Annotated in this window: 25 protein-coding genes; 12 read left to right on the forward strand and 13 right to left on the reverse strand. The window is 39.0% G+C overall.

Annotated features, from left to right (window positions below; all coding sequences use genetic code 11):
• Positions 1–41 precede the first annotated feature (41 nt).
• Positions 42–704, forward strand: a complete 663-nt coding sequence (gene grpE, locus J7R13_RS01755) for a nucleotide exchange factor GrpE (RefSeq protein ID WP_208437190.1) — start codon at positions 42–44, stop codon at positions 702–704.
• 109 nt (positions 705–813) lie between these two features.
• On the opposite strand, the gene thpR is transcribed toward grpE, so the two are convergent.
• The 6 genes from thpR to J7R13_RS01785 all read right to left on the reverse strand — a co-directional run bounded on the left by thpR (position 814) and on the right by J7R13_RS01785 (position 5,739).
• Entirely contained in the window at positions 814–1,353 is a 540-nt protein-coding gene (gene thpR / locus J7R13_RS01760) for an RNA 2',3'-cyclic phosphodiesterase (RefSeq protein WP_208437191.1), read from the reverse strand.
• A 508-nt stretch (positions 1,354–1,861) separates the two neighbouring features.
• Positions 1,862–2,155, reverse strand: a complete 294-nt coding sequence (locus J7R13_RS01765) for an HPr family phosphocarrier protein (RefSeq protein WP_208437192.1) — start codon at positions 2,153–2,155, stop codon at positions 1,862–1,864.
• 27 nt (positions 2,156–2,182) lie between these two features.
• Positions 2,183–2,572, reverse strand: a complete 390-nt coding sequence (locus J7R13_RS01770) for a PTS sugar transporter subunit IIA (RefSeq protein WP_208437193.1) — start codon at positions 2,570–2,572, stop codon at positions 2,183–2,185.
• 132 nt (positions 2,573–2,704) lie between these two features.
• Entirely contained in the window at positions 2,705–3,169 is a 465-nt protein-coding gene (locus tag J7R13_RS01775; RefSeq protein WP_208437194.1) for an HPr kinase/phosphatase C-terminal domain-containing protein, read from the reverse strand.
• Positions 3,170–3,192: 23 nt separating this feature from the next.
• Positions 3,193–4,977 (reverse strand): sensor histidine kinase, encoded by a 1,785-nt coding sequence (locus J7R13_RS01780; RefSeq protein ID WP_208437195.1) that lies wholly within the window; start codon positions 4,975–4,977, stop codon positions 3,193–3,195.
• A gap of 39 nt (positions 4,978–5,016) precedes the next feature.
• Positions 5,017–5,739, reverse strand: coding sequence for a response regulator transcription factor (locus J7R13_RS01785; RefSeq protein ID WP_208437196.1), 723 nt, complete (start codon positions 5,737–5,739; stop codon positions 5,017–5,019).
• A gap of 377 nt (positions 5,740–6,116) precedes the next feature.
• Here J7R13_RS01785 and lysM point away from each other — a divergent pair, with 377 nt between their 5' ends.
• The gene (lysM, locus tag J7R13_RS01790) at positions 6,117–6,572 is read left to right on the forward strand and encodes a peptidoglycan-binding protein LysM (protein ID WP_208437197.1); all 456 of its coding nucleotides are present in this window, start codon (positions 6,117–6,119) and stop codon (positions 6,570–6,572) included.
• A gap of 125 nt (positions 6,573–6,697) precedes the next feature.
• Here lysM and J7R13_RS01795 read toward each other — a convergent pair whose 3' ends face one another.
• Positions 6,698–7,252: a copper chaperone PCu(A)C gene (locus J7R13_RS01795; protein ID WP_208437198.1), complete on the reverse strand. Its 555-nt coding sequence runs from the start codon at positions 7,250–7,252 to the stop codon at positions 6,698–6,700.
• Positions 7,253–8,115: 863 nt separating this feature from the next.
• Here J7R13_RS01795 and dnaK point away from each other — a divergent pair.
• From dnaK to lepA, 5 genes are all read left to right on the forward strand, one after another.
• Positions 8,116–10,008: a molecular chaperone DnaK gene (gene dnaK, locus J7R13_RS01800; protein WP_208437199.1), complete on the forward strand. Its 1,893-nt coding sequence runs from the start codon at positions 8,116–8,118 to the stop codon at positions 10,006–10,008.
• Positions 10,009–10,168: 160 nt separating this feature from the next.
• The gene (gene dnaJ, locus J7R13_RS01805; protein WP_208437200.1) at positions 10,169–11,314 is read left to right on the forward strand and encodes a molecular chaperone DnaJ; all 1,146 of its coding nucleotides are present in this window, start codon (positions 10,169–10,171) and stop codon (positions 11,312–11,314) included.
• Between the two features lie 832 nt (positions 11,315–12,146).
• Complete coding sequence (gene argB, locus J7R13_RS01810) at positions 12,147–13,052, forward strand: acetylglutamate kinase (RefSeq protein WP_004858187.1); 906 nt, start codon at positions 12,147–12,149, stop codon at positions 13,050–13,052.
• A gap of 34 nt (positions 13,053–13,086) precedes the next feature.
• The gene (locus J7R13_RS01815; protein ID WP_208437201.1) at positions 13,087–13,995 is read left to right on the forward strand and encodes a DMT family transporter; all 909 of its coding nucleotides are present in this window, start codon (positions 13,087–13,089) and stop codon (positions 13,993–13,995) included.
• Between the two features lie 473 nt (positions 13,996–14,468).
• Positions 14,469–16,274 carry a translation elongation factor 4 gene (gene lepA / locus J7R13_RS01820; RefSeq protein WP_208437202.1) on the forward strand — a complete coding sequence of 602 codons (1,806 nt, stop codon included), beginning with the start codon at positions 14,469–14,471 and terminating at the stop codon, positions 16,272–16,274.
• A gap of 65 nt (positions 16,275–16,339) precedes the next feature.
• Here the strand turns inward: lepA and dapD are convergent, their stop codons facing one another.
• The gene (gene dapD, locus J7R13_RS01825; RefSeq protein WP_208437203.1) at positions 16,340–17,188 is read right to left on the reverse strand and encodes a 2,3,4,5-tetrahydropyridine-2,6-dicarboxylate N-succinyltransferase; all 849 of its coding nucleotides are present in this window, start codon (positions 17,186–17,188) and stop codon (positions 16,340–16,342) included.
• 107 nt (positions 17,189–17,295) lie between these two features.
• On the opposite strand from dapD, the gene J7R13_RS01830 reads away from it, so the two are divergent.
• Complete coding sequence (locus J7R13_RS01830; RefSeq protein WP_208437204.1) at positions 17,296–18,159, forward strand: LOG family protein; 864 nt, start codon at positions 17,296–17,298, stop codon at positions 18,157–18,159.
• A 32-nt stretch (positions 18,160–18,191) separates the two neighbouring features.
• On the opposite strand, the gene truA is transcribed toward J7R13_RS01830, so the two are convergent.
• The 3 genes from truA to def are packed head-to-tail and all read right to left on the reverse strand — an operon-like array spanning position 18,192 to position 20,396.
• On the reverse strand, positions 18,192–18,935 hold the full coding sequence (gene truA, locus J7R13_RS01835; protein WP_208437205.1) for a tRNA pseudouridine(38-40) synthase TruA: 744 nt from the start codon (positions 18,933–18,935) through the stop codon (positions 18,192–18,194).
• 1 nt (position 18,936) lies between these two features.
• On the reverse strand, positions 18,937–19,866 hold the full coding sequence (gene fmt / locus J7R13_RS01840; protein ID WP_208437206.1) for a methionyl-tRNA formyltransferase: 930 nt from the start codon (positions 19,864–19,866) through the stop codon (positions 18,937–18,939).
• Positions 19,866–20,396 carry a peptide deformylase gene (def, locus tag J7R13_RS01845; protein WP_208437207.1) on the reverse strand — a complete coding sequence of 177 codons (531 nt, stop codon included), beginning with the start codon at positions 20,394–20,396 and terminating at the stop codon, positions 19,866–19,868. Before def ends, fmt begins: the two co-directional genes overlap by 1 nt.
• A gap of 91 nt (positions 20,397–20,487) precedes the next feature.
• Between def and J7R13_RS01850 the strand changes: the two genes are divergently transcribed.
• Positions 20,488–21,672 carry a DNA recombination protein RmuC gene (locus tag J7R13_RS01850; protein ID WP_208437208.1) on the forward strand — a complete coding sequence of 395 codons (1,185 nt, stop codon included), beginning with the start codon at positions 20,488–20,490 and terminating at the stop codon, positions 21,670–21,672.
• 105 nt (positions 21,673–21,777) lie between these two features.
• Positions 21,778–22,368 (forward strand): transglycosylase SLT domain-containing protein, encoded by a 591-nt coding sequence (locus J7R13_RS01855; protein WP_208437209.1) that lies wholly within the window; start codon positions 21,778–21,780, stop codon positions 22,366–22,368.
• A gap of 522 nt (positions 22,369–22,890) precedes the next feature.
• Here J7R13_RS01855 and J7R13_RS01860 read toward each other — a convergent pair.
• Together J7R13_RS01860 and J7R13_RS01865 are read right to left on the reverse strand one after the other, a co-directional pair.
• Positions 22,891–23,142 (reverse strand): BQ00720 family protein, encoded by a 252-nt coding sequence (locus J7R13_RS01860; protein ID WP_004858221.1) that lies wholly within the window; start codon positions 23,140–23,142, stop codon positions 22,891–22,893.
• Between the two features lie 29 nt (positions 23,143–23,171).
• Positions 23,172–23,600: an Hsp20 family protein gene (locus J7R13_RS01865; RefSeq protein ID WP_004858225.1), complete on the reverse strand. Its 429-nt coding sequence runs from the start codon at positions 23,598–23,600 to the stop codon at positions 23,172–23,174.
• A gap of 120 nt (positions 23,601–23,720) precedes the next feature.
• Here J7R13_RS01865 and nth point away from each other — a divergent pair, with 120 nt between their 5' ends.
• Positions 23,721–24,461, forward strand: coding sequence for an endonuclease III (nth, locus tag J7R13_RS01870; protein WP_208437210.1), 741 nt, complete (start codon positions 23,721–23,723; stop codon positions 24,459–24,461).
• 162 nt (positions 24,462–24,623) lie between these two features.
• Positions 24,624–24,827 (forward strand): 50S ribosomal protein L35, encoded by a 204-nt coding sequence (gene rpmI / locus J7R13_RS01875; protein ID WP_006590038.1) that lies wholly within the window; start codon positions 24,624–24,626, stop codon positions 24,825–24,827.
• The last annotated feature ends 3 nt before the right edge of the window (positions 24,828–24,830 follow it).

Genomic DNA, 24,830 nt, shown 5'->3' on the forward strand with positions numbered 1-24,830 from the left:
GATATCGAGAATAACAAATCTTATGAAGGAATGGAATTTTTATGTCTGAAGAAAAAAACAAATTTACTGATGCGTCATTTGAAAATCGCGATTTGAAAAATCCAGCTGATCGTGATGCACTTAAACAAGCGGCGGATGAGTTTTTGAAAACGCGTGAAGCAGAGGCCCGCGCAGAGGTTGCAGAGGAAGAAAATGAGTTTATAGATCCCTTAACTGCTTTGCAAAACGAAAATAAAGATCTGAAAGATCAGCTTTTACGTCTTGCTGCAGATATGGAAAACCTACGTCGTCGTACTGCGCGTGATATGGCGGATGCAAAGGCTTATTCAATTGCTAATTTTGCACGTGACATGTTGTCTGTTTCTGATAACCTCAATCGTGCTTTAGAGGCTATTCCGGAAGGTGCAAAGGAGAATGATGCTGGTTTGAAAACACTAGCGGAGGGCGTCGAAATGACTGAGCGTGCAATGATAGCAGCGTTGGAACGTCACGGAGTACAGAAAATTTATCCAGAAGGGCAAAAATTCGATCCTCACTTTCATCAAGCGATGTTTGAAATTCCTAATTCTGATGTTCCAGATAACACTGTTCAACAAGTTGTTCAGGCAGGTTACATTATTGGTGAACGTGTTCTGCGTCCAGCTATAGTGGGTGTAGCCAAAGGAGGAGCAAAAGAAGTTTCTGTTAAATCTGATTCAGCTTAAGATGCCTCAAAAATATACCCACAGCGCAAAAATGTAGTACTATGCGTAAGTGCTACATTCGTGAGATGTTCTGTCAAAGAGAGTTCTAAAGGATGTTAAAAACCTCCTTTTATTCTTGGAGTACCCAGCTTCTTTTTACAATGTATGGAGCATCGCTTGAAGGAGATGGCGACAAAAATAAAACAAAATGATCAACCTTAAAAGGAGGAAACAAAAAATCACCTCGAGAAGACAGATAAGAAGGAAGATCATCAGGTTTAATATCGAGCAATCTCGCAAGAGTAATATGCGGAGTAAATGGTTTTTCGTCAGGCGTTAAGTGCACGCTGCTCCGAATACATTGCATCTTTTCATGTAAAAGGCTAAGAGTTTCACAAGGCTCAATACGAACAACAAGGGAATGCGGTGCATTTTCTGAACCAAAAACCTCAAAACCTTTTGTTTGTAGCACAAAAGGTGGGAGCTTTATTGTATCGAAAGCACGCATAATTTCATCTTCTAGGGAGCTTTCAATTTCACCAAAAAAAGACAAAGTGATGTGAAAATTCTGCGGGTTTATCCACTGCGCGTTCGGCAAGCCATTTTGTAGCGACATGAGTGCTTCTGTTGTTTGTTGGGGAATCTGAAGAGCACTAAACAAACGGTTCATGGTATCTCCTTACAGCGAAAAAATGCCACTACAAATGCGATGGCGAACAATGAACGTAAAGCGCATACTGCTAAGTATAAGACGATGATGTAGAAAAACAATGTCTAAAATAATTAAATTGTGTAAAGTTTATGAATCTAAAAGAATGGTTATAATGCCAACAAAAGCTATATTTGCGTGCGTTTTATTACAAAGAGAAGTTGATAAACTTCTGATTTATGTGATTATCTTTATATTTGTCTAAAGCAGCTTAAAAGCTGGCATATTCAGCAAAAGGTGAATGTTTCTCTTTTTTTCAAATATTTAAGCATATGTGTTAGATTGTGGTCACAACCATAGTACACGACACAATTGCTACAAACATTCACGCTTATGATAACCATAACACAATTCATTACGAATACTGATACTTTTAAGAGAAAAGCAAAGAAGCCAATCAAAATAATAATTGGTGAGAAGTTTTTGCTTATTTCAGAGATGATCTTACGTCTTTTTTGAGGGAGAAACTTTAATTCTCTTCTCCAAATTTATTATTGATAAGTTTTTCAAGAGCATCAAGAGCATCAGTTGCTTCTGGTCCCGAAACACGAATGATGAGATTACAACCAGGAGAGGCTGCTAGCATCATAAGTCCCATAATTGATGAACCGCCAACGATTTTTCCATCTTTTTCAACTTCAACAATGGCGTTGAAATTGTCAACAGTTTGGACAAATTTCGCAGAGGCACGTGCATGCAACCCACGCTTATTACAGATATTGAAATGACGACTTATACATGGGAGAGTATCTTTAGAAAACATCAGTGTTTCATTATCCGCTTATAAAAATCATACTGGTACATTAATATATTTACGTCCTGCTTCTTGCGCTATTCTTAAAGCTTCTGATAACGAAATATCAGGACATTGTCGAATAGAAATCAGTTTAATGAGCATAGGTAAATTAACTCCTGCAATCATTTCAACGCGCCCTTTTTCAATAGCAGGAATAGCTATATTTGATGGTGTTCCACCGAACACATCCGTTAATATGATAACACCATGGTTTGTACTTATAGAGGAAACTGCGGTTATAATATCACCACGGCGCTGATCTATATCATCATCAGGATGGATACATATTGTTGCGAATTTTTCTTGTGTTCCAACAACATGTTCCACTGCATGTAGAAATTCAACAGCTAACTCACCGTGCGTTACAAGCACGAGTCCAATCATTTACACAAACTCCTGTTAACTAAAGATCCGACCATATTGGTGGGAAACATATTTTACAAGGCTTTATCTTGCTGCCAAGAAAAATTTGCAAAAAAAGCAAAAATAATGACTTTTTTTATTTTTGGAAAAAAATTATACAGATTTACACCATATTTTTCTAAAAAAGAATGCTTCTATAGCTTGACAGATAGCTGTACAGTCGGCTTCACGAAGGCTAGGGAGTTTTAAAAGAGGAATATGTACACCTGCAAATTGAAAAGTTTGATTTGTGGAAAAACGCTCATATTCGGGACCGAGCAGAATAACGCAATCGATAGCCGTTTGTTTTTCAAACTCTATCGTATAAAGACCAACACCGCGAATCTCAATACCACCTTGCAAATCTTCTGGAGTGTATCCGTAAAGCTTTCCATTTTCTACACGGAGCACAGTGTAATCATCACTAATAAGTTTTGCCTCACGTTTTGACCATTCAGCACGGTCGAGCAAAGAAAGGGTAAGGGTTGATTTTCCTGATCCAGATGGGCCTATAATTAAAAGCCCCTTTCCTCCCAGTTGAAGGCAGTTTGCGTGTAGTATTTCATTTTTTGTCTTCATACCTTTTGCTTTGGATAAAAGATTCATTTAGCTAAGGGAAGCGTAATAATAAAACGTGCACCAGTTTTATTATTTCCAAGTTTAGGATCAACAATATTTTCGGCTGTAATTGTTCCATTATGGGCCTCTATAATTTGCCGACTAATAGAAAGGCCAAGGCCTGAGTTTTGACCAAAAGTATCTTCATTTGGCCGATCAGTATAAAAACGTTCAAAAATACGTTCAATATTCTCTGAGCGAATACCAGGACCATTGTCTTCGATGGTTAAAATGAGAGTTGAAGCATGACTTTTCATAGTTATAGAAATTTTACCATTATTATAGGGGATGAAGGAACGCGCATTCTCAATGATATTGGAAATAACTTGCCCCAAACGAAGTTCATGTCCCAACACAAGATAGGTTTTTCCATGAGGACGTGGAACAATCTTAAGGCTTATATCAATGGTTTGCCTATTATGATATACTTCCTGAACAGCATGAACAAGACTTTCTAAAAGCAGTGTTATATCAACAATTTGTGCAGTTTCACGAGCAAGCTCTGCATCTAGCCGTGAGGCATCAGAAATATCAGTAATCAAACGGTCAAGACGACGCACATCATGTTGAATAATTTCAAACAATTGTTCCTGCGCTTCTTCATTTTTAGCCAAGGGGAGTGTTTCAACAGCACTCCGTAATGATGTAAGTGGATTTTTTAATTCGTGGCTTACATCAGCAGCAAAACGCTCAATGGCTTCAATACGCGCATAGAGGGCATTGGTCATATCACGAATAGAGGTTGAAAGGTGACCAATTTCATCTTCACGCATTGAAAAATCAGGAATTTCTATGCGCTTATTATTGCCATTACGCACACGGTTGGCAGAGGCAGATAATTTGCTCAAGGGATGCGCAATCGTGTGGGCTAAAAATAGAGAAAGTACTAAAAGCACACTGCCTACAACGGCAAAGACTTTAAAAATAACCAGTCTTTCGCCCTTTACAATATTGTCAATATCTGAACCGGTGGTAGAAAGAAGAAGTGCTCCCACCACTGCACGATAGCGTTGAACAGGTACGGCAACAGAAACGATTAATTGGCCTTGCCTGTTGCGCCGTTTGGCAGTAGCAAGAGACCCATTTAATGCTCGGTATACTTCTGGATAAGCAATACTGCTGTTTTTTATTTGCTCTCTATCAAGAGTGATACCATTGCTATAAAATTTGCTTGAAAACCATGAAGTGAGGCGTTCCCACATATTTTGTTCAGTTTTAAGTGGGGGCAAATTATAACTAAAAACTTCGCCACTAGAATAAAGAACACGCGAATCAAGAAGGAGAGTAGCATCACGATCATAGATACGTGCTCTTGTTGTTTTGGGTGTAATGAGGCGTCGTAAAAGAGGAGCAACTTGTTCAGGATTAATGGGAAAGTCCCAAGAATCAGTTGATTGGGGTGCAGGCGTAACGCTTTCTCCAGCCTGTAATTCTAAAAGTTTTTGGGGATCAATGAGGATAGAATTTGTATCTACCGTTGCAGAAGCGGCAATGGCTCCAGCAATAATTTTTCCTTGGGTGCATAAACTTTTGATTTTCGCTTCAATCAAGCCATCACGAAATTGATTAAGGTATAGAATACCCGTAACCAAAACAGCGAGGGCGGCAATATTTAACATAACAATACGGCGTGTAAGACTGGAAAAAAACAGCTGTCTGAGGAGACGTTGTACTCTAAGATACAAATGCACAAACATAGGAAATAATGTCAAAATTGTTCCATTTGGCGTTGTCTTTTGTAAAGTTTCCAATTGAGTATCTTTTGCCATAGATTTGATCGCCATTCAAACTTTTGCGACAAAACAGATTCACACTTCGTGGAAACGATAGCCTACACCATAAAGTGTTTCAATCATTGCAAAGTCATCATCCACTTGTTTAAACTTTTTACGCAGACGTTTAATGTGGCTATCGATGGTACGGTCATCTACATAGACCTGATCACTATAGGCAGCATCCATCAAGGCATCACGACTTTTTACAACTCCTGGTCTTTGTGCTAGAGTCTGCAGAATCAAAAATTCTGTGACGGTCAGTATAACAGGTTTATCTTTCCATGTACAGGTGTGGCGCTCTTGATCCATCACAAGATCTCCGCGTTTAAGAGAAGAGGTGGGGGAGGCTCCCGTTACGAGCGGTTGATTACGTGCATTAGAACGGCGCAAAATAGCTTTTACGCGCTCAATGAGAAGACGTTGAGAGAAAGGTTTGGTAATAAAATCGTCAGCGCCCATTTTAAGACCAAACAACTCATCGATTTCATCATCCTTAGAGGTAAGAAAAATAACTGGAATATCAGATTTTTGACGCAATCGGCGCAAAAGTTCCATTCCATCCATACGGGGCATTTTAATATCAAAAATAGCTAAATGTGGAGGATGAAGTGTTAGACCTTTGAGGGCAGATGCTCCATCTGTATAACTTTCAACCCGATAGCCTTCTGTCTCAAGCGCAAAAGATAAAGATGTCAAGATATTACGATCATCATCAACAAGTACAATCGTTTGCGTGATTGCTGGTGTATCTTTCATGGCTTCTTAGACCTTTCTATTGTCGTGGTAGCAAACTACTCACGCTATTTATATGGGAGTTCACATTTTTTTTGCAAAACAAATATGATACAAATTGTAGCAAAGTAAAAACCCTTTCATTTTTGCGGTAAAAGCTTGTTTTATCTTTGCAATTTTATAATGTTTTTGCGCGTGTTAAGATCCCTTTGCTTGAGAGAAAATTTTTATAAAGGCGTTTTTTATCAACATTTATGGTTATATTTGTCCCATAATTGAACAGATTTGTTTTTGATTGTTGAAGTTTAGAAAAACTGCCTATTTCTTTTAAAGGGCAAAGAAAAGAGTGTGGTGATATATGTGTAAAAAATTTACTTCCACTGCAGGCAAAGGAGGCCATAATGGGATTTTTTAATTTTATAAAAACGGTTGGTGAAAAGCTAGGTATTGGCGATCATGAGCCAGAAGAAAAAGATTTTAAAGCTGCATTTGATAATTTTCAATTGGGCACGGAAAAAGTAAATATACAGGTTGAAAACGGTAAAGCTATTTTAAGTGGTGAGGTTCCAGATAGGGAAACATTTGAAAAAGCACTTTTGGTTGTTGGCAATTCGCAGGGTATTTCTTCTGTTGATATTGACCAATTAAAGATTGCAGATACTGCGCCTGTGAAGGCTTCTCGCTTTTATGAGGTTAAATCTGGTGATAATCTTTGGAAAATTGCCGAAGAAGTTTATGGAAAAGGGCAGGGTGATAAAAACACCTTTATTTTTGAAGCGAATAAGCCAATGCTAAAATCTCCAGATAAAATTTATCCGGGGCAAGTTTTGCGTATTCCTGAACTTAACCGCGCTTAAATAATAAGACAGAAGATAAGTTTTTTATTTTTTTACAGTATATTTCACAGCATTAAATAAAAATGAGAAGTGCTGAAAAAATTTCCATACTTCTCATTTATCGATATAAGTAATGATAAAAGAACTTAATTTGTAGGTGCTGATTTGGGAGGTGATTTTCCTACCATAGCGTTTACAGAGAAATCAATGTCAACAGTTCCTGCTTTTTCAAACGTCAATTTTGCGCTAATTTTGTCACCTAGTTTGAATGGTTGTGAAAGCCCCATGAACATAATATGATCACCCCCAGGCTTAAGGGTGATTTCACCATTACCTGGAATTTCAATGCCATGATGCATATTTTCCATTTTCATGATATCGTTAACGACTGCCATAGAATGGATTTCTGTTGTTTGTACTCCTTTTGTTGAAATAGAAATCAAACGATCTGGGGTATTACCGTGATTAATGATGTAGAGATAACCACTGCCAACTTTTATACCTCTAGGTGTTGCGCGTGTCCAGGGATGAAGGATTTCTATGTCTCCAACTTTATATTGCTGAGCGGTTGCGGATAGAGTTATGCAAGCAAAGAAAAGAGCACACACGACATTTATGATAGCTTTTTTAAATGGATATTGTGTGTGGGTTGTATACTCAGATACGAGCTTTTTTGTTTCCTCGATGATAAATGTCATCATTGATTTACCCTCCTTCATCAGATTCACTTTTTAATGCTTCCTTTTATTTTTAGCAGAGTTTTTGTTCAAAATAAAAGAAACAATTACTAGGGTTATATGGATAAGGATAGAAAAGCATAGATCTGATTTAAAGTGACGGTACATTTAAAAACGAAGAAGGCATTCTTAGTATATTTGCAAATCTCATATGCATATAAAGAAAAGATCATGTCGAGGCATTGAAAGCGTGGTCTTCAAATAGCAGAGAGCAATTAGGGGCTCGGAAGTAGAGTTGTTAAGGGTAGATTAACAAAAAATATCTTTGTAAACGCTATATTTGGAAAGATAAGGTTTAACACTATAGGTAGGTGATATAAGACACATCACATCTATTGGTCGTATAAAGATATGGTAGTTACTATAGAGGTTTGGCTAAGGAAGTCGTGATATTTGTGGTATAAGTCATTTACTTATGGCAATATTGTAAGAAAGTTCTCTTATCAGAATTTCATGTGACTATGAGAGACTAAGGGGAAATGTGTAATTATTACCTTTATTTTGCCAATTTTTATAGGACAATATATTATTATGAACATTGTAAGGAAGATATGCTATGATGTTCGTATTCTTAGTATAGAGGGCATTTGCACTTAAGTAAAATGCCTATTTTTAAAGAAAAATTTTATTTTGAGAATGTTTCTCTCGTTATTCTCTTGTAGCGATAAGAGCCTGTTCTTATATACGGAGCAGAAAGGCTTGTTGCGACTTGCAGTTTATTGTTTGTATAATTTGAAGTGAGATGCAGGCTTTAAGTGTTATGAGGAGCTGTCTTAGAAAAATGCTTGATAAAGGTTGAGGTAGCTTGCTGGAATGGAGATTATAATATGGCAAAAGTAATTGGTATTGATTTGGGGACAACTAACTCTTGTGTCGCTGTTATGGATGGCAAAAACGCAAGGGTTATTGAAAATTCAGAAGGAGCGCGGACAACACCTTCTGTTGTTGCCTTTACTGATGGGGGAGAGCGGCTTGTTGGGCAACCTGCTAAACGGCAAGCGGTTACGAATCCTGAAGGGACGGTTTTTGCAGTTAAGCGCTTGATTGGCCGTCGTTTTGATGACCCCATGGTTGAAAAAGATAAAGCACTTGTGCCTTATAAGATTGTTAAAGGTGACAATGGTGATGCGTGGGTTGAAGAAGCGGGTAAAAAATATTCTCCATCACAAATTTCCGCTATGATTTTGCAAAAGATGAAAGAAACGGCAGAGTCTTATCTTGGTGAAAAAGTTGAGCAAGCGGTTATTACGGTTCCTGCGTATTTCAATGATGCACAACGTCAAGCTACTAAAGATGCAGGTAAAATTGCTGGGCTTGAAGTTTTGCGGATTATCAATGAGCCGACAGCTGCTGCTCTGGCATATGGTTTGGATAAAAAAGACGGAAAAACCATTGCTGTTTATGACCTTGGTGGCGGTACATTCGATATTTCTGTGTTGGAAATTGGAGATGGGGTTTTTGAAGTTAAGTCGACCAATGGAGATACTTTTTTGGGCGGTGAAGATTTTGACATGCGCTTGGTCGGTTATTTTGCCGATGAATTTAAGAAAGAACAAGGCATTGATCTAAAAAATGATAAATTAGCATTGCAGCGTTTAAAAGAAGCGGCAGAAAAAGCAAAGATTGAACTTTCTTCTTCACAACAAACTGAAGTCAATTTGCCATTTATTACGGCAGATCAATCTGGTCCCAAGCATTTAACAATGAAATTGACTCGGGCGAAATTCGAATCTCTCGTTGATGATTTGGTCCAACGCACTATTGAGCCGTGTAAAGCCGCGTTGAAAGATGCAGGATTGAAAGCGGGTGAGATTGACGAAGTTGTTTTAGTGGGTGGTATGACACGTATGCCAAAGATTCAAGAAGTTGTGCAGAGCTTCTTTGGCAAAGATCCACACAAAGGTGTTAATCCCGATGAAGTTGTCGCAATGGGGGCTGCTATTCAAGGGGGGGTATTGCAGGGTGATGTAAAAGACGTATTGCTCTTGGATGTAACGCCTTTATCTTTGGGTATTGAAACATTGGGTGGCGTTTTTACACGTCTCATTGAACGCAATACCACTATACCAACTAAAAAATCACAAGTTTTTTCAACAGCTGATGATAATCAGAATGCTGTGACTATTCGTGTTTTCCAAGGTGAACGCGAAATGGCTAACGATAACAAGTTACTAGCTCAATTTGATCTTGTTGGTATTCCACCAGCGCCGCGTGGTATGCCTCAAATTGAGGTTACTTTTGATATTGATGCGAATGGCATTGTAAATGTTTCGGCTAAGGATAAAGGAACTGGTAAAGAGCATCAAATCCGTATTCAAGCATCAGGTGGTTTAAGTGATGCTGACATAGAAAAAATGGTAAAGGATGCAGAAGAGCACGCGGTTGAAGACAAAAAGCGCCGTGAAGGTATTGAAGCGAGAAATAAAGCAGAAGCTCTTATCCATACAACTGAAAAATCGCTAAAAGAATATGGTGATAAGGTATCAGCTGAAGATAAGAGCCAAATTGAAACTGCAATATCTGATTTGAAGTCTGCACTTGATAGCTCAGATGCTGAAGAAGTAACAGCAAAAATGCAGAAATTAGCAGAAGTGAGTATGAAGCTCGGACAGGCTATGTATGAAGCTTCACAAGCAGCAACAGATAACACCGAAACAGATACTAAGGATGATGATGTTGTCGACGCTGATTTTGAAGAAATTAATGACAAGAAGAAATAGTGTAAGCAAATGTATTGATTAATTAATAAACCCAGCCTTTGAGATATAAGGCTGGGCTTTGTTATTTGAGATGAGTTGCAACTTTTTTGCTAAAAATATAAATTGAAAACAAATATTTTATCCATGAAGATGGATGACGAAAAATTATCAGGAATACATGATGAAAGTAGATTATTATGAAATTCTTGGCGTGACTCGCGAATGTGATGATAAAAAGTTGAAATCTGCTTTTCGTAAGCTGGCAATGCAATATCATCCTGATCGCAACGCAGGGGATAAAGAAGCAGAACGAAAATTTAAGGAAATTGGTGAAGCTTATGAAGTCCTGAAAGATCCTCAAAAACGTGCTGCTTATGACCGATTTGGTCATGCAGCTTTTGAAAATAATGGCCGCGAGGGAGCAAATCCCTTTAGTGGTTTTGCTGCCAGCGGTGGATTCTCCGACATTTTCGAAGATTTTTTTGGCGAAATTATGGGAGGGGCACACCGTAAGCGTCATGATGGGCGCGAGCGTGGTGCTGATCTAAGTTATAATATGGAAGTGACTTTGGAAGAAGCATTTTCAGGAAAAACCGCACAAATTAATATTCCGAGTTCTGTTACATGTGATATCTGTGAAGGATCAGGTGCGAAAAAGGGTTCTAAGCCGCAAGTTTGTGGAACTTGTCATGGATCTGGTCGTGTGCGTGCTGCACAAGGTTTCTTTTCTATTGAGCGAACATGTCCTGCATGTCATGGACGTGGCGAAACCATTACGGACCCATGCCCAAAATGTCAGGGAACAAGACGGGTGGAAAAAAACCGTTCATTGAGCGTGAATATTCCAGCTGGTATTGAAGATGGTACGCGTATTCGTCTTTCTGGTGAGGGAGACGCTGGCATTCGTGGTGGTCCTAGCGGTGATCTTTATATTTTTCTTTCTGTTAAACCGCATGAGTTTTTTCAGCGAGAAGGGGCAGATCTTCATTGTCGTGTTCCTATTTCGATGGTGAAAGCTGCTTTAGGAGGTGAGTTTGAGGTTTCTGACCTTAGTGGTGTCAAAGCGCGTGTTAAGGTTCCAGAAGGGACACAAAATGGGCGTCAGTTCCGCCTTAGGGGAAAAGGAATGCCCATGTTGCGTCGTCAGCAAGAAAGAGGTGATCTTTATATCCATATCACTATTGAAACACCACAAAAACTGACACAAGAGCAACGCGAATTATTGCAAGAATTTGAGAAGCTTTCAAATCATGAGAATTCACCACAAGCGCACGGTTTTTTTTCACGTATGAAAGAATTTTTTGAAAATATCTCGGGACAAAATTAATGAATGTGCATAGCAATTTTTGGAAAAATGAACATTTTTTCTTTCTTAAAGAAAAAACGGTTAGATCTTTTTAAGATGTTTTTCTGTCGTTATCTGTATATGGCTTCAGCTACTAGGGCTATAACGAACAGAAGAAAAAATTGAATGATTTTACAGCTCTCTTCAAGGAATTTTGTATAGTCTAAGGGTACAGAACTATATTGTGCTACAGGTTTTTTGATGTAGCGCTGTACTGGCTGGTGTTATCATTTATTTGCTAGTTTCTAGTATTATAGCTATTTGTACATTGAGATGGTTCATAAGAAATATTTTTAGTCTTTTTTTAACGGTTTTATCTACATGCCAATACCACTTGTAATGTGTAAGCGAGCGGTTTTTATTGATTCATCATAAAAAGTGGTTAGAAATGGAGAGAATATCTCTGCATGAGGGGGCGCATTTAAGTTAAAATGATAATCATTATAAAATTTTATTTTCATCCTATAAAATCAATGATTGTATATATCTATATTCATTGTTAAAGATCCATAGGGTAAAATCACTGAGTTAAGTGTACAGCGTGGCTTAAAAATTATTCTGAATTCTGCTTCCAAGTTTTATACATGAGGTCATAAAACAATGGCGTTTTTTTACGCCTATTTTGTTTAATTTTTAAATGATAATTCTTTTTAAGAAAGCTGCTTTTTTTCATCTCGTTATTACTTTGGTGGTAATTTAAAGGAAAAAGGACGTTTTTCAGAAGGATGGATAAAGTAAAACTTGTTTTAAAATTTGGTTTCACTTTTCCTAAACTTTACTAAGAAAGGGTAAAAAGTGATGAGGAGGCCCTTCAATGGATGATGTTGAAAACGATGTTGCAGATGTTTTTGAAAAACAAGCAGCATTTTTATCGTCTGCTTTACCTTATATGCAAAAATATGAAAATGAAACCGTCGTTGTAAAATATGGTGGTCACGCTATGGGTGATCCTGCTTTGGGGCGAGCGTTTGCGCGTGATATTGCTCTGTTGAAGCAATCAGGAATTAATCCCGTTGTTGTTCATGGTGGAGGTCCTCAAATTGCAGAAATTTTGATGAAAATGGGAATTGAGTCACGGTTTGAAAATGGTTTACGCGTAACCGATGAGCGGATTGTGGAAGTGGTTGAAATGGTTTTGGCAGGCTCCATAAACAAGGAAATAGTCGCTCTCATCAATGCAGAGGGTGAATGGGCAATAGGGTTGTGCGGCAAGGATGGCAATATGGTTTTTGCCGAAAAGGCATATAAAACTATAATTGATCCCGATTCACATATTGAACGTGTTTTAGATTTGGGATTTGTTGGTGAACCTGTTGAAGTTGATCGCACATTACTGGATCTTTTGGCATGTTCTGAAATGATTCCAGTTCTTGCTCCTGTAGCTCCAGGTCGCGATGGTAAAACCTATAATATTAATGCTGATATTTTTGCTGGAGCCATTGCCGGTGCATTAGAGGCCAAACGCCTTTTGTTTCTAACAGATGTTTCTGGTGTCTTAGATAAACAGGGTAAACTTTTAAAGAAATTGACAATTTCTGAAGCTGAAAATCTTATCAAAAATGGAACAATTTCAGATGGTATGATTCCAAAGGTAGAGACTTGTATGAAAGCCCTTCAAAATGGTGTCGAAGGTGTTGTTATTCTAAATGGCAAAACTCCCCATTCTGTCTTGCTAGAGCTGTTCACCGAACAGGGAGCGGGAACGCTTATTGTTCCATAAGATATACGGAAAAATTGGAGGAGAAAAACCTTTCATGACTAATATAAAACAGTTGAAACATCCTTTATTAAGCAAGCCAGAATTAGCATTATTTATTGCAACAATATTGTGGGGCATTACATTTTTAGTAATTCATATCGCAGTACGTTATAGCGGTCCTCTCTTTTTTGTGGGATTTCGTTTTATTATTGCATCGCTTATATGTGGGGCAATTTTTTGGCGCTCTATGAAAGATATAACTGTTTATGAAACTTTTGCTGGAATGGCTATTGGTTTGGGAATGTTTCTGGGTTACGCTTTGCAAGCTATGGGACTGCAAACCATTATGAGTAGTCAGTCGGCTTTTATTACGGCGCTTTATGTCCCTATAGTTCCAATATTGCAATGGATTGTTTTTAAAAAGCCACCCCGTTTAGCTTGTTGGATTGGTATTATTTTCGCTTTTATTGGTCTTGTACTTATTTCTGGTCAAAAGCCGGGAAGTTTTGATTTTTCAAAAGGTGAAATTCTCACTTTGTTAGGTGCTTTAGCAATTGCTGCAGAGGTTATACTCATTGGAATGTTTGCTAACAAGGTTGATAGCCGGCGTGTAACGATTATGCAGTTATTTTTTAGTGGTCTTTTGTCATTTCTTTGTATGCCTTTGATGGGTGAAAGCATTCCTGAATTTTCGTGGGTATGGCTGAGTATCGGTATAGGATTGGCATTGATGAGTGCTATCATTCAATTGGCGATGAATTGGGCACAAAAGTCTATTTCGCCTACACGTGCAACACTCATTTACGCGGGTGAACCTGTATGGGCTGGCATTGTTGGGCGTTTAGCTGGTGAGCGTTTGTCTCCTTTGGCTTTGTTTGGGGGAGTGCTCATCTTGATTGGGATTGTCGTGGCTGAATTACAACCTTCACAATGGCGGAAAAAAGATAAAGTGAGAAAAAACTGATTAACTTTGCTTTCTTCTGTCATGATTTTATTTTGTGATGTTTTTGTTTGAAGAGATTCCATTTTTGCTTTTTTTCAAAGAAGTTAAAGAGGCTCTAGGTGCTTTTTCACTTTTAAAAGAAGAAGCTCCTTAAAGAGTATAGTTTTTTTTATTTTGTATAAAATTGATAAAAAAAGCGAGTTATTGTGTAAAAATAGAAAACAGCGCTTTTTGCAAATTTTATTACAAGTCTGAATTTTATACATATTTCTAATATTGTACGGGCATATTGAGTGATAAGATCAACGAATATGAAAAAATGAAGAGCATCACTTTTAATCATGGGCATTGCATTTAGCAAACAAAAGCTTCATTTTTTAAGTTATGGGGAGTTGTGTTTTGAGAAGCTCTTTTCATTTATATTTTCTTGAAAGGTTTTCAAAGAGGTGTAATTGGTCTTTGCGTTTTGTGCTATTCTTTGCTAAATCGCCCGTATGACTGTAGATCGTAATTATATCCGTAATTTTTCCATCGTGGCACACATTGACCATGGAAAGTCAACTTTAGCTGATCGTTTGATTCAAATGACGGGAGGGCTTGAGTCACGTGAGATGAAAGAGCAAGTGCTTGATTCCATGGATATTGAGCGTGAACGTGGAATTACTATTAAAGCACAAACGGTACGTTTGCACTATAAAGCGAAGAGTGGTGAAACCTATATTTTAAATCTTATTGATACGCCTGGTCATGTTGATTTTGCTTATGAGGTTTCGCGTTCATTGGCTGCTTGTGAAGGTTCACTTTTGGTAGTGGATGCGAGTCAGGGTGTAGAGGCGCAGACGTTAGCGAATGTTTATCAAGCTATTGATAATTCCCATGAATTGGTTGTTGTGCTCAATAAGGTTGATCTTCCAGCGGCAGAACCTGAGCGTGTTAAAGAACAAATTGAAGATGTGATAGGCATCGATACATCTCAGGCAGTGGAAATATCAGCAAAAACAGGTTTAGGGGTTCCTGATGTTTTAGAAGCAATTGTGATGCAATTGCCACCTCCACGTACTGGCGATGTTAACGAGCCCTTAAAAGCGATGTTAGTTGATAGTTGGTATGATGCATATCTTGGAGTTATTGTTTTGGTGCGGGTGATTGATGGTATATTGAAAAAAGGTCAAACTATCCGCATGATGGGTACAGGAGCAAAATATCCAGTTGAACGGGTTGGAGTCTTTACCCCAAAAATGATCCAAGTTGATGAATTAGGACCAGGGGAGATTGGCTTTATAACGGCCTCTATCAAAGAAGTTGCTGATACACGGGTTGGTGATACCATTACGGAAGAACGCCGCTTTTGTGAAGAAGCGTTACCTGGGTTTAAACCTGCGCAACCTGTTGTTTTTTGTGGACTTTTTCCCATTGATGCAGCTGATTTTGAAGATTTACGTGCAGCCATGGGCAAACTGCGCTTAAATGATGCAAGCTTTTCCTTTGAAATGGAAACATCTGCGGCTTTAGGGTTTGGCTTTCGTTGTGGATTTTTAGGGCTTCTTCATCTTGAAATTATTCAAGAGCGGTTAGAGCGCGAGTTTAATTTGGATTTAATCGCGACAGCACCTTCAGTTGTTTATCGTATGAATATGAATGATGGTTCTGTTAAAGAATTACACAACCCAGCAGATATGCCTGATATTGTTAAAATTTCTTCCATTGAAGAACCATGGATTCGGGCTACTATTATGACTCCTGATAACTATCTTGGATCAATTTTAGAACTTTGCCAAGAACGGCGAGGGATACAGGTTAGTTTGTCCTATGTCGGGACGCGTGCGATGGTGACATACGATTTGCCACTGAATGAGGTTGTTTTTGATTTTTATGATCGTTTAAAATCAATCTCAAAGGGTTATGCTTCCTTCGATTATCAGATGACGGATTATGCAGAAGGCGATTTAGTTAAAATGTCTATTTTAGTGAATGGAGAGTCTATTGATGCATTGTCGATGCTTGTGCATCGCACTATTGCGGAAAGGCGCGGGCGTTCTATGTGCGAAAAACTAAAAGATCTTATTCCTCAACATATGTTTCAGATTCCAGTCCAAGCAGCAATTGGGGGTAAAATTATTGCGCGTGAAACAATTCGTGCTTTGCGTAAAGATGTAACGGCTAAATGCTATGGGGGTGATGTGACGCGTAAGCGCAAACTTTTAGAAAAGCAAAAAGAAGGTAAAAAACGAATGCGCCAATTTGGAAAAGTAGAAATTCCACAATCGGCTTTTATTCAAGCGCTTAAAATGAGTAAATAATGAAATTTCTTTCGTTGAAAGCGTTTTTGTATTGTGTTGATTTTTAAGGCTTTAGAAGAGTATTTTTAATCACGCAAAAGATCGTTAATAGATGTTTTTTCTCGTGTTTTTTGGTCAACGCGTTTCACTATGACAGCACAATAAAGATTTGGACTTACTGCACAGTTTGGTAATGGTTTTCCAGGGAGAGAGCCTGGAACTACAACGGAATAGGCAGGCACTTCGCCTATAAAAACTTCGCCTGTTGTACGATCAATAATTTTTGTAGATTTTCCAATAAAAACTCCCATCCCTAAAACTGCACCTTCACGAATAATACAACCTTCAACAACTTCAGAGCGTGCACCGATAAAGCAATGATCTTCAACAATCGTTGGGTTTGCTTGCAGTGGTTCTAAAACACCTCCGATACCGACGCCACCAGAAAGATGAACATGTTTGCCAATTTGTGCACAGGAACCAACAGTAGTCCATGTATCAACCATTGTTCCCTCATCGACAAAAGCACCAAGATTTATAAAGGATGGCATCAATATAACATTGGGAGCAATATAGGCAGAATAGCGTACAATTGCTCCAGGAACAGAACGGAAATCAGCTTTTTTAAAGTCAGCTTCTTGCCAACCAGAAAATTTCGAAGGGACTTTATCCCACCAATATGTTCCATTTATCCCCCCAGCAATAATTTGCATAGGATTGAGCCGAAAAGAGAGAAGGACGGCTTTTTTTAACCATTGGTGAACATGCCATTGTCCATTTTTTTGGCGTTCCGCTACACGGACTTCACCTTTGTCAAGAAGGTTTAATGCATATTCAACACTTTCACGAATTTCACCCTTTGTGATAATATCGATAGAATCGCGATCATCAAATGCTTTTTCAATAATCATTTCAAGTTGTGTGAGATGGGTCATGATCAAAGTTTCCGTTAAACAAGTTGAAAGCTTCAAGATTTATTCTTTATGACCTACGCGAAGAAATGTTTTCAGTCAATAAAACGATGAGGAAGTAGGACAAGTGCATGAAAAAAGGTTACAAGGAAAAAAGAGGAAAAGAACAAAAAAATTGGGCGCCACTTCTCCATGTAAAAGATGCTCTACAACAGGTGTATGAAGTTCCTGATTCAGCACAAATGCATTCACCTACTTATCGTTTGGCGTATATCGACCAAGAGTTTATGATGCGTCCGGAGTTACGTTCACAACGCATTGGTCTTGAGTTTTTAAAGCCAGAAATAGTACTTCAGGGATATAATATTCAATCAACAATTGTTTTATTTGGTGGTGCGCGTATTCCAGAATCTGGGCAAGCAGCATGGGCAGCAAAAAATGAAACGCAAAAGAAAAATCTACATGCTATGTCACATTATTACGATGAAGCAAGGGAATTTGCGCGTTTGTGTTCACGCTATTCTGCTACGACGGAGTATCGTGAATTTGTGGTTGTCACGGGGGGAGGACCAGGGGTAATGGAAGCAGGAAATCGTGGTGCCGCTGATGTTGGTGCACCAACGATTGGCTTAAATGTCGTTTTGCCGCATGAGCAAATGCCTAATTCTTATGTGACTCCGCATTTATGTTTTAATTTTCATTATTTAGGAATGCGTAAAATGCATTTTTTAATGCGGGCGAAGGCATTGGCTGTTTTCCCTGGAGGGTTTGGTACTTTGGATGAGTTGTTTGAAACTTTAACTTTAATGCAAACAGGGCGAATGAAACAGGTTCCAATTTTAATGTTTGGCAAAGAATTTTGGGACAACGTTATTAATTTCGATTATTTATCAGCACAAGGTACGATCTCTCCTGCTGATCTCACCCTGATGACATTTGTCGATACCGCAGCGGAGGCTTTTGAAGAAATCCGTTCCTTTTATAAGCTTCCTTAATTGCTTTTTAAGAAGTAACTTTTGCAGGATAGTTAATATTCCACTTTGGTCAAATAAAGTCCTGAAGGTGGTGCTACAACACCACAACGTGTGCGATCTTTAGCATGAAGAGCTGCTTCAAGATCTTGTGTTGTCCAGCGACCGATACCAACTTCCATGAGGCTTCCTGCAAATGAACGAATTTGATGATGAAGAAAAGAGCGGGCTTGTGCATAGAGAAAAATCTCTTCTCCTTCTCTTTGAACATCAAGGCGTTCAAGGGTGCGAATAGGGCTTTTGGCTTGGCAATGGGCTGAGCGGAAAGTGGTAAAATCGTGTTGCCCTATAAGTTTTTGGGCAGCTTCATGCATGGCTTCAGCGTTAAGGGGTTTTGGCAACCACCACACACGTTTGGCGTTTAAAGCTGGTGGTGAGCGGCGATTGAGAATTTTAAAAAGATAATGACGTTTGATTGCAGAAAATCGTGCATCAAAGTCATCAGGGACGTTTTGTACATTTAAAATCGAAATATCTTCTCCTTGTTTTCGTAAATGCGCATTGAGCGCATCACGTATAGTGTGCGTGTGCCAATTTTTTTCAAAATCAACATGTGCAACTTGCCCCGTAGCATGCACACCTGCATCCGTTCGGCCAGCTGTCGTAATAGTTCGTTGTTGGCCGCAAAAGTGAAAAATAGCTTGCTCAAGAGCTCCTTGTATGGTGCGGAGGTCTGTTTGGCGCTGCCAGCCAGCGTAATTTGAGCCATCATATTCAAGGGTGAGTTTAAAACGTGGCATATTAAAAAACAGCAGAAACATGAGCACCTCGCAAAAATGTGGCGCACTCAAGAATTTTACCACCAGATCTTTGGAGATGGGTTATTTCTAAACGTCCTTGTCCGCAGTGGACGATCAAAGAATTTGGCTCTATCCAACCAATTCCACGAGAAGGTCCCATTGTTAAGCGACTTCCAAGAATTTTTACGCGCTCTTCTCGTCCGCCGATAATCATGTTACACCAGCAACTAGGAGAGGGAAAAAGCGCACGAATATGCCTATGAATAAGTTCTGCAGGTTTTGTCCAATCAATGCGGGTTTCTTCCTTTTTGATTTTAGAGGCATAGGTTATGCCTTCTGCTGATTGTGGGGTAAGTTTAAGCTGGCCTTTTTCAAGAGCTGACAGAGCTTTTATCATGAGTTCTGCACCCATATGTGAAAGTTTATTTGAAAGTTCACAGGTCGTCATGTTATCAGTAATAGGGATAGAGTGGGAGAGAGCAATAGGTCCTGTATCAAGCCCTTCATCCATTTTCATAATCATCATCCCCGTTTCTTTATCACCAGCCATAATTGCACGCTGAATAGGAGCAGCACCACGCCAACGTGGTAAGAGTGAAGCATGAGCATTAAAACAACCAAAACGTGGTGTTTCAAGAATAGTTTTCGGTAAGAGGAGTCCATAGGCAACAACAACAGCAGCATCAACACCAAGTGCTGTAAATTGGGCTTGTTGTTCGGCTGTTTTGAACGTTAGAGGAGTGAACACAGGGATGCATTTTGCTTGTGCTGCGTTTTGAACAGGTGAGGGGATCAGTTTAAGACCACGACGACCTGCTGGGCGAGGAGGTTGGCTATAAACAGCTACAATATCATGTCCCGCATTCAACAAAGCATGTAAAATGGGAACAGAAAAATCAGGTGTTCCCATAAAACTTAACCGTAATGCCATTACAAAAGTGCTTTCTGTGCGTTGTTTTCTTTTGCGCGTTTTTTAAATTTTCGTATCACCATATCACGTTTGATTTTTGAAATGTGATCTATAAAAAGACAGCCGTTTAAATGATCAATTTCGTGCTGTAAGCAAGTAGCTAGGAGATCATCTGCTTCAATTTCTGTTTGTTTCCCTTGGCGATCTTGATAGCGCACACAAAGGCGTTTAGGGCGTTCAACTTCCGCGTAATATTCAGGAATAGAGAGGCAGCCTTCTTTATAAGTACTACGCTCATCTGAAAGCCATAAGATTTCTGGGTTAATAACAACAAGCGGATTTTTCGGGATATCATCTCTGGAGACATCTATGACCAACATACGCAGCGGTATACCAATTTGAATAGCAGCAAGGCCAACGCCTTGGGCATTATACATCGTATCCAACATATCATCAGCAAGCTTTTGGAGAGTTGAATCAATATGCTCTACGGGTTTGGAGACTTCCCGTAAAACCGGATCAGGTAAAGTAATTAAAGATTTAATTGGCATAAGTATAGATTAATCAATGGTTTGTTATGGGTCAATATTGAATAACGGATTCGTGCGCTTTTTTTATGATAAGAGGATTATATTATTTGGTATGTTTGATTCGTTTTTTTCTTTTATACTCACTAATGAGTCTTTTGCTAAACTGAGTGCTCTACTTTTACTGATACTCATTTGCTTAACATTTTTTATGCTGATACATTCTCATCGGAAAAAGGCACTTTGGGAAAATAAAACTGCTGAACGTGCCCGTGAAGCACAAATGCAGATGGCTACATTGCTAAAGACACAAGCTGAAATGCAAGGGCGAATGCAGACTATGGCAGAAATTTTTGGTCAAAGGCAGGCTGAATTGAATAAGTCACTCAGTGAGCAACTCAATGGGATGACAGCCAATTTGGGTCAAACGCTTCAGGTGCAGACCAAATCTACTTATGAAAATTTGGCTCGTTTGCAAGAACGTTTAGCGGTAATTGATGCGGCGCAAAATAATATTCAGTCGCTTACAGGGCAGGTTGTTCAGTTACAGGCTATTTTAAGCAATAAGCAGACACGTGGCACTTTTGGTCAGGGGAGGATGGAAGCAATTATTGCCGATGCCCTACCAACAAATGCTTATGCTTTTCAGGCAGTTCTCTCTAATGGAAAGCGCCCAGATTGCCTCATTTACATGCCGAATAAAGGACCATCTCTTGTGATTGATGCAAAATTTCCTCTAGAAGCGTGGAATGCCATGCGTAAAGCAACATCAGCGCAAGAGCGTCAGGAAGCAGAACGCCAATTCCGTACTGACATGGAAGTTCATATTCGCGATATTGCACAGAAATATTTAATTCCTGGAGAAACCCATGATACCGCTTTTCTCTTTGTACCCTCGGAATCGGTTTTTGCAACAATTTATGAAGATTTTGAGCCATTGGTACAAAAAGCCAATCGAGCACATGTGATTATTGTATCACCATCTTTGTTGATGTTATCTGTTCAGGTTGTACAAACTATTATGAAAGATGCGCGGATGCGTGAACAAGCGCATTTGATTCAGTCAGAAGTAGCAAAATTAATGGAAGATTTTGGACGAATGGATACGCGTGTTCGTGCGTTACAAAAGCATTTTTACAAAGCGGGTGAAGATATAGAGGGTATTTTAATATCATCTTCCAAAATTATGAAACGAGCTAATCGCATCGAAACTTTTGAGTTAAAAGAGAACAGCTTTGAGCCAACGAAAATGACAACCTCTATTCCATCTCAAAAATTACATTTGGTGGATGAGGAGTAAAACAAGGCTCCCAGTAATTACAAGTATGTCCATATTCTTTATTGGTTGGTAATAATTTTTTAGTATCTATATCTCATTAATTTCCTAATGAGAGGAAGAAAAGATATGCGGCGCTTTTTGTTTTTGGGGGCATTGGTGTTTCTGCTAGAGGGATGTGCAACAACCTCCCCAATCTATACAAACAATGCTTGCGCTGTTTTAGCACAAAAAAATAGTTTTTTTGATAATTGGGGAAAAGCTGCTCAACGCGCAGCAATGCACTATGGGATTCCTATGCCGATTATTCTTGCAACCATTAAGATGGAATCGAATTTTCGTTACAATGCACGTCCTCCACGCACAAAACTTTTTGGTTTTATTCCATGGAAACGCCGATCGACAGCATATGGTTATTCTCAAGCGCTTGACAGTACATGGGTAATGTATCTCCGTTCTACGGGACGGTCTTTTGCATGGCGGACTAATTTTGCAGATGCCGCTGATTTTGTTGCTTGGTACCATCGCCAAAGTGTCCAACGCAATGGTGTGAGGTTTGATGATGCGTATAGCCTTTATTTAAATTATCATATGGGGCATGGTGCTTATGCGCGCAGTAGGGGGCAAGCAAGTAGTAGCGCACTTGCACAAGCGGCACAGCGCATGGCAAGAATATCTAGACAATATGAACAACAATTAAAGGCATGTGGGTGGCGTTAAAGGAGGATATCTGCAAGCAGGGATTAGATTGGTTTTGGAATAGACTTAAACACAGAATTTATTATGCCTCGAGTGAACAAGTATGGTTTTTCTGATTACACGAGTTGAATAAATCCAGATGACTAGGAATCTTCCAATGCATTTAAGAATATTATGAGGAGGATTTTTTTATCAAAACCTTTATTAAAAAGAAACGCCCTCTCAAGAGATAAATAGTTCACTATAAATGCCGATAACAGAACAGATTCAAAGAGTATCAATCAACAAAGACCTTTTTTTATAGAAACAAGACAGTAGAATATCAAAGAAAAGAAAAAGCAGATACCATCGCTCAAAAGATTGATAGTGTATGAGAGGGATAGTAGGAAGTTAGATACAACTGCGCTTTTTTATTAAAAAAATTACGATACCTCACTGGAATGATCTGCTTCCAATTTACCCATACAAAGGTTTATTGTTGTGCTTTCCTATACAATATTGATAGCTTCATAAAGATGCTTTCATTATTTTTGGTGCAACAATCTAGTGCAGAGTCACAATTTGTAGCTCATGCTCATTAGCTCCTGCAAGAGCGATAGAACGCTCGTCGGATAAAATGATTGGATAGCCTGTTTCACCAAAGAGAGCCCATATTGTAATGCCTGGGGTCATTGGTGGAAGATCTGGAAAATTTTTAGCCAGATCATCTGTACAAACCTTTTTCAAATAAGCAATTTGCCCCGTATCAGAGTGGGCTGTATCTTGCAACGGCAGGTTCTGTTTGTGCTCTCCCATTTCACTACTCCTTTACGCCTTAATTTGTATTACTCACCACTACTACAGTTGATCGGAATCTGTACCGTTTGTTTTTTTGATTTTGGTTGATGTAGGTTAATTGATAAGAGACCATTTTTCAACTCGGCATTTGTAACATGCATTCCTTCAGCGAGAACGAAGATGCGTTGGAATTGGCGTGCGGCTATACCGCGATATAAATATTGATGATTTTGGCTATCTGTTTGTTTACCATGAATGATCAGTTGATTGTCATCGAGCAGGATACTAAGGTTATTGACTTTAAATCCAGCAACAGCCAAAGTTATGCGTATATGGTTTGTGTCATCGTTTTTGTGCAAACGTTCAATATTATAGGCTGGATAAGCCTCATCAGCTTTACCAATACGTCGCAATGTTTTTTCTATTGTTTCAAATCCTAAAAGAAAGGGATTGGAGAAAGGCGTCACATGTGTCATTGTGAGTGTCCTCTTCAAAGCGGCTCTACTTAACCAAGCTCTATAACAAATTGCTCGCTACATCTCTCTCAATATGGCGAGTGTGGATGACAACTTCAAGAGAGAAGATAAAAGAGTTCAATGATTCAAAGAAAAATAGAATTATTACAGACACGAAAATCTGTCAAAATATTATATAGCAAAGACGAAATTGAAGAAATATTTCGTCGTTTTTCTGTTCAACGCCCGCTTCCTAAGAGTGATCTTATCTATACCAATGTTTTTACTCTTTTGGTTGCGGTTGTTCTTTCGGCTCAAGCTACAGATACGAGCGTTAATAAAGCGACAAAAGAATTATTTCGCCTCGCTGATCAACCGGAAAAAATGGTTGCATTAGGAGAAGAAGAAATTGCACGTCATATTCGTACAATTGGTCTTTGGCGTGCAAAAGCGCGTAATGTTTATGCACTTTGCAACTTTTTAATTGATCACTATGGTGGTCAAGTGCCTGATAAACGTGAAGCACTTATGGCACTTCCTGGAGTAGGGCGTAAAACCGCTAATGTTGTTTTGAATGTTGCTTTTGGTCAGTCTACACTGGCGGTGGATACGCATATTTTTCGCCTTGGAAACCGCCTTGGTTTAGCGTCTGGCAAAACACCAGAGATTGTTGAAGAAAAGTTACTAAGGATTATACCAGTGCATTATCTTCGTCATGCGCATCATTGGCTTATTTTACATGGGCGTTATATTTGCCAAGCCCGTAAAGTACAATGTACGCAATGTATTATTGCTGATCTGTGTAAAGCAGCCATCAAAACAAATGCAATTCCAGCACCTTTGGTTGAAGTTCAAGGCAATGGGCCTCCGATTTTTTTTTGATATGGTCTTGCTATTTCGTGTATACTAGCTTATGAAAACGCTATCAGAGCCGCCCGGCAGGGCATGCCGTGGCTGTTTAAATGCTTGTTCAAGTGTTAGTCCGCGTTGGTCCGCTTGAATGAATAGATCCACTTGAATAAATAAATTGTATGGAGTAGCAAAATGCCCAAGATGAAGACCAAGTCGTCCGCTAAGAAGCGGTTTAAGATCACTGCGTCAGGCAAAGTTAAAGTAGCAGCTGCAGGCAAACGTCACGGTATGATTAAGCGTTCAAATAAGTTTATTCGCGATGCCCGTGGAACGATGGTTTTATGCGAACAAGATGCTAAAAAAGTTATTCAGCATTATTTGCCAAATGGTGTTTAAACC

The organism is Bartonella taylorii 8TBB, from assembly GCF_902825155.1.
Taxonomy (GTDB): domain Bacteria; phylum Pseudomonadota; class Alphaproteobacteria; order Rhizobiales; family Rhizobiaceae; genus Bartonella; species Bartonella taylorii_A.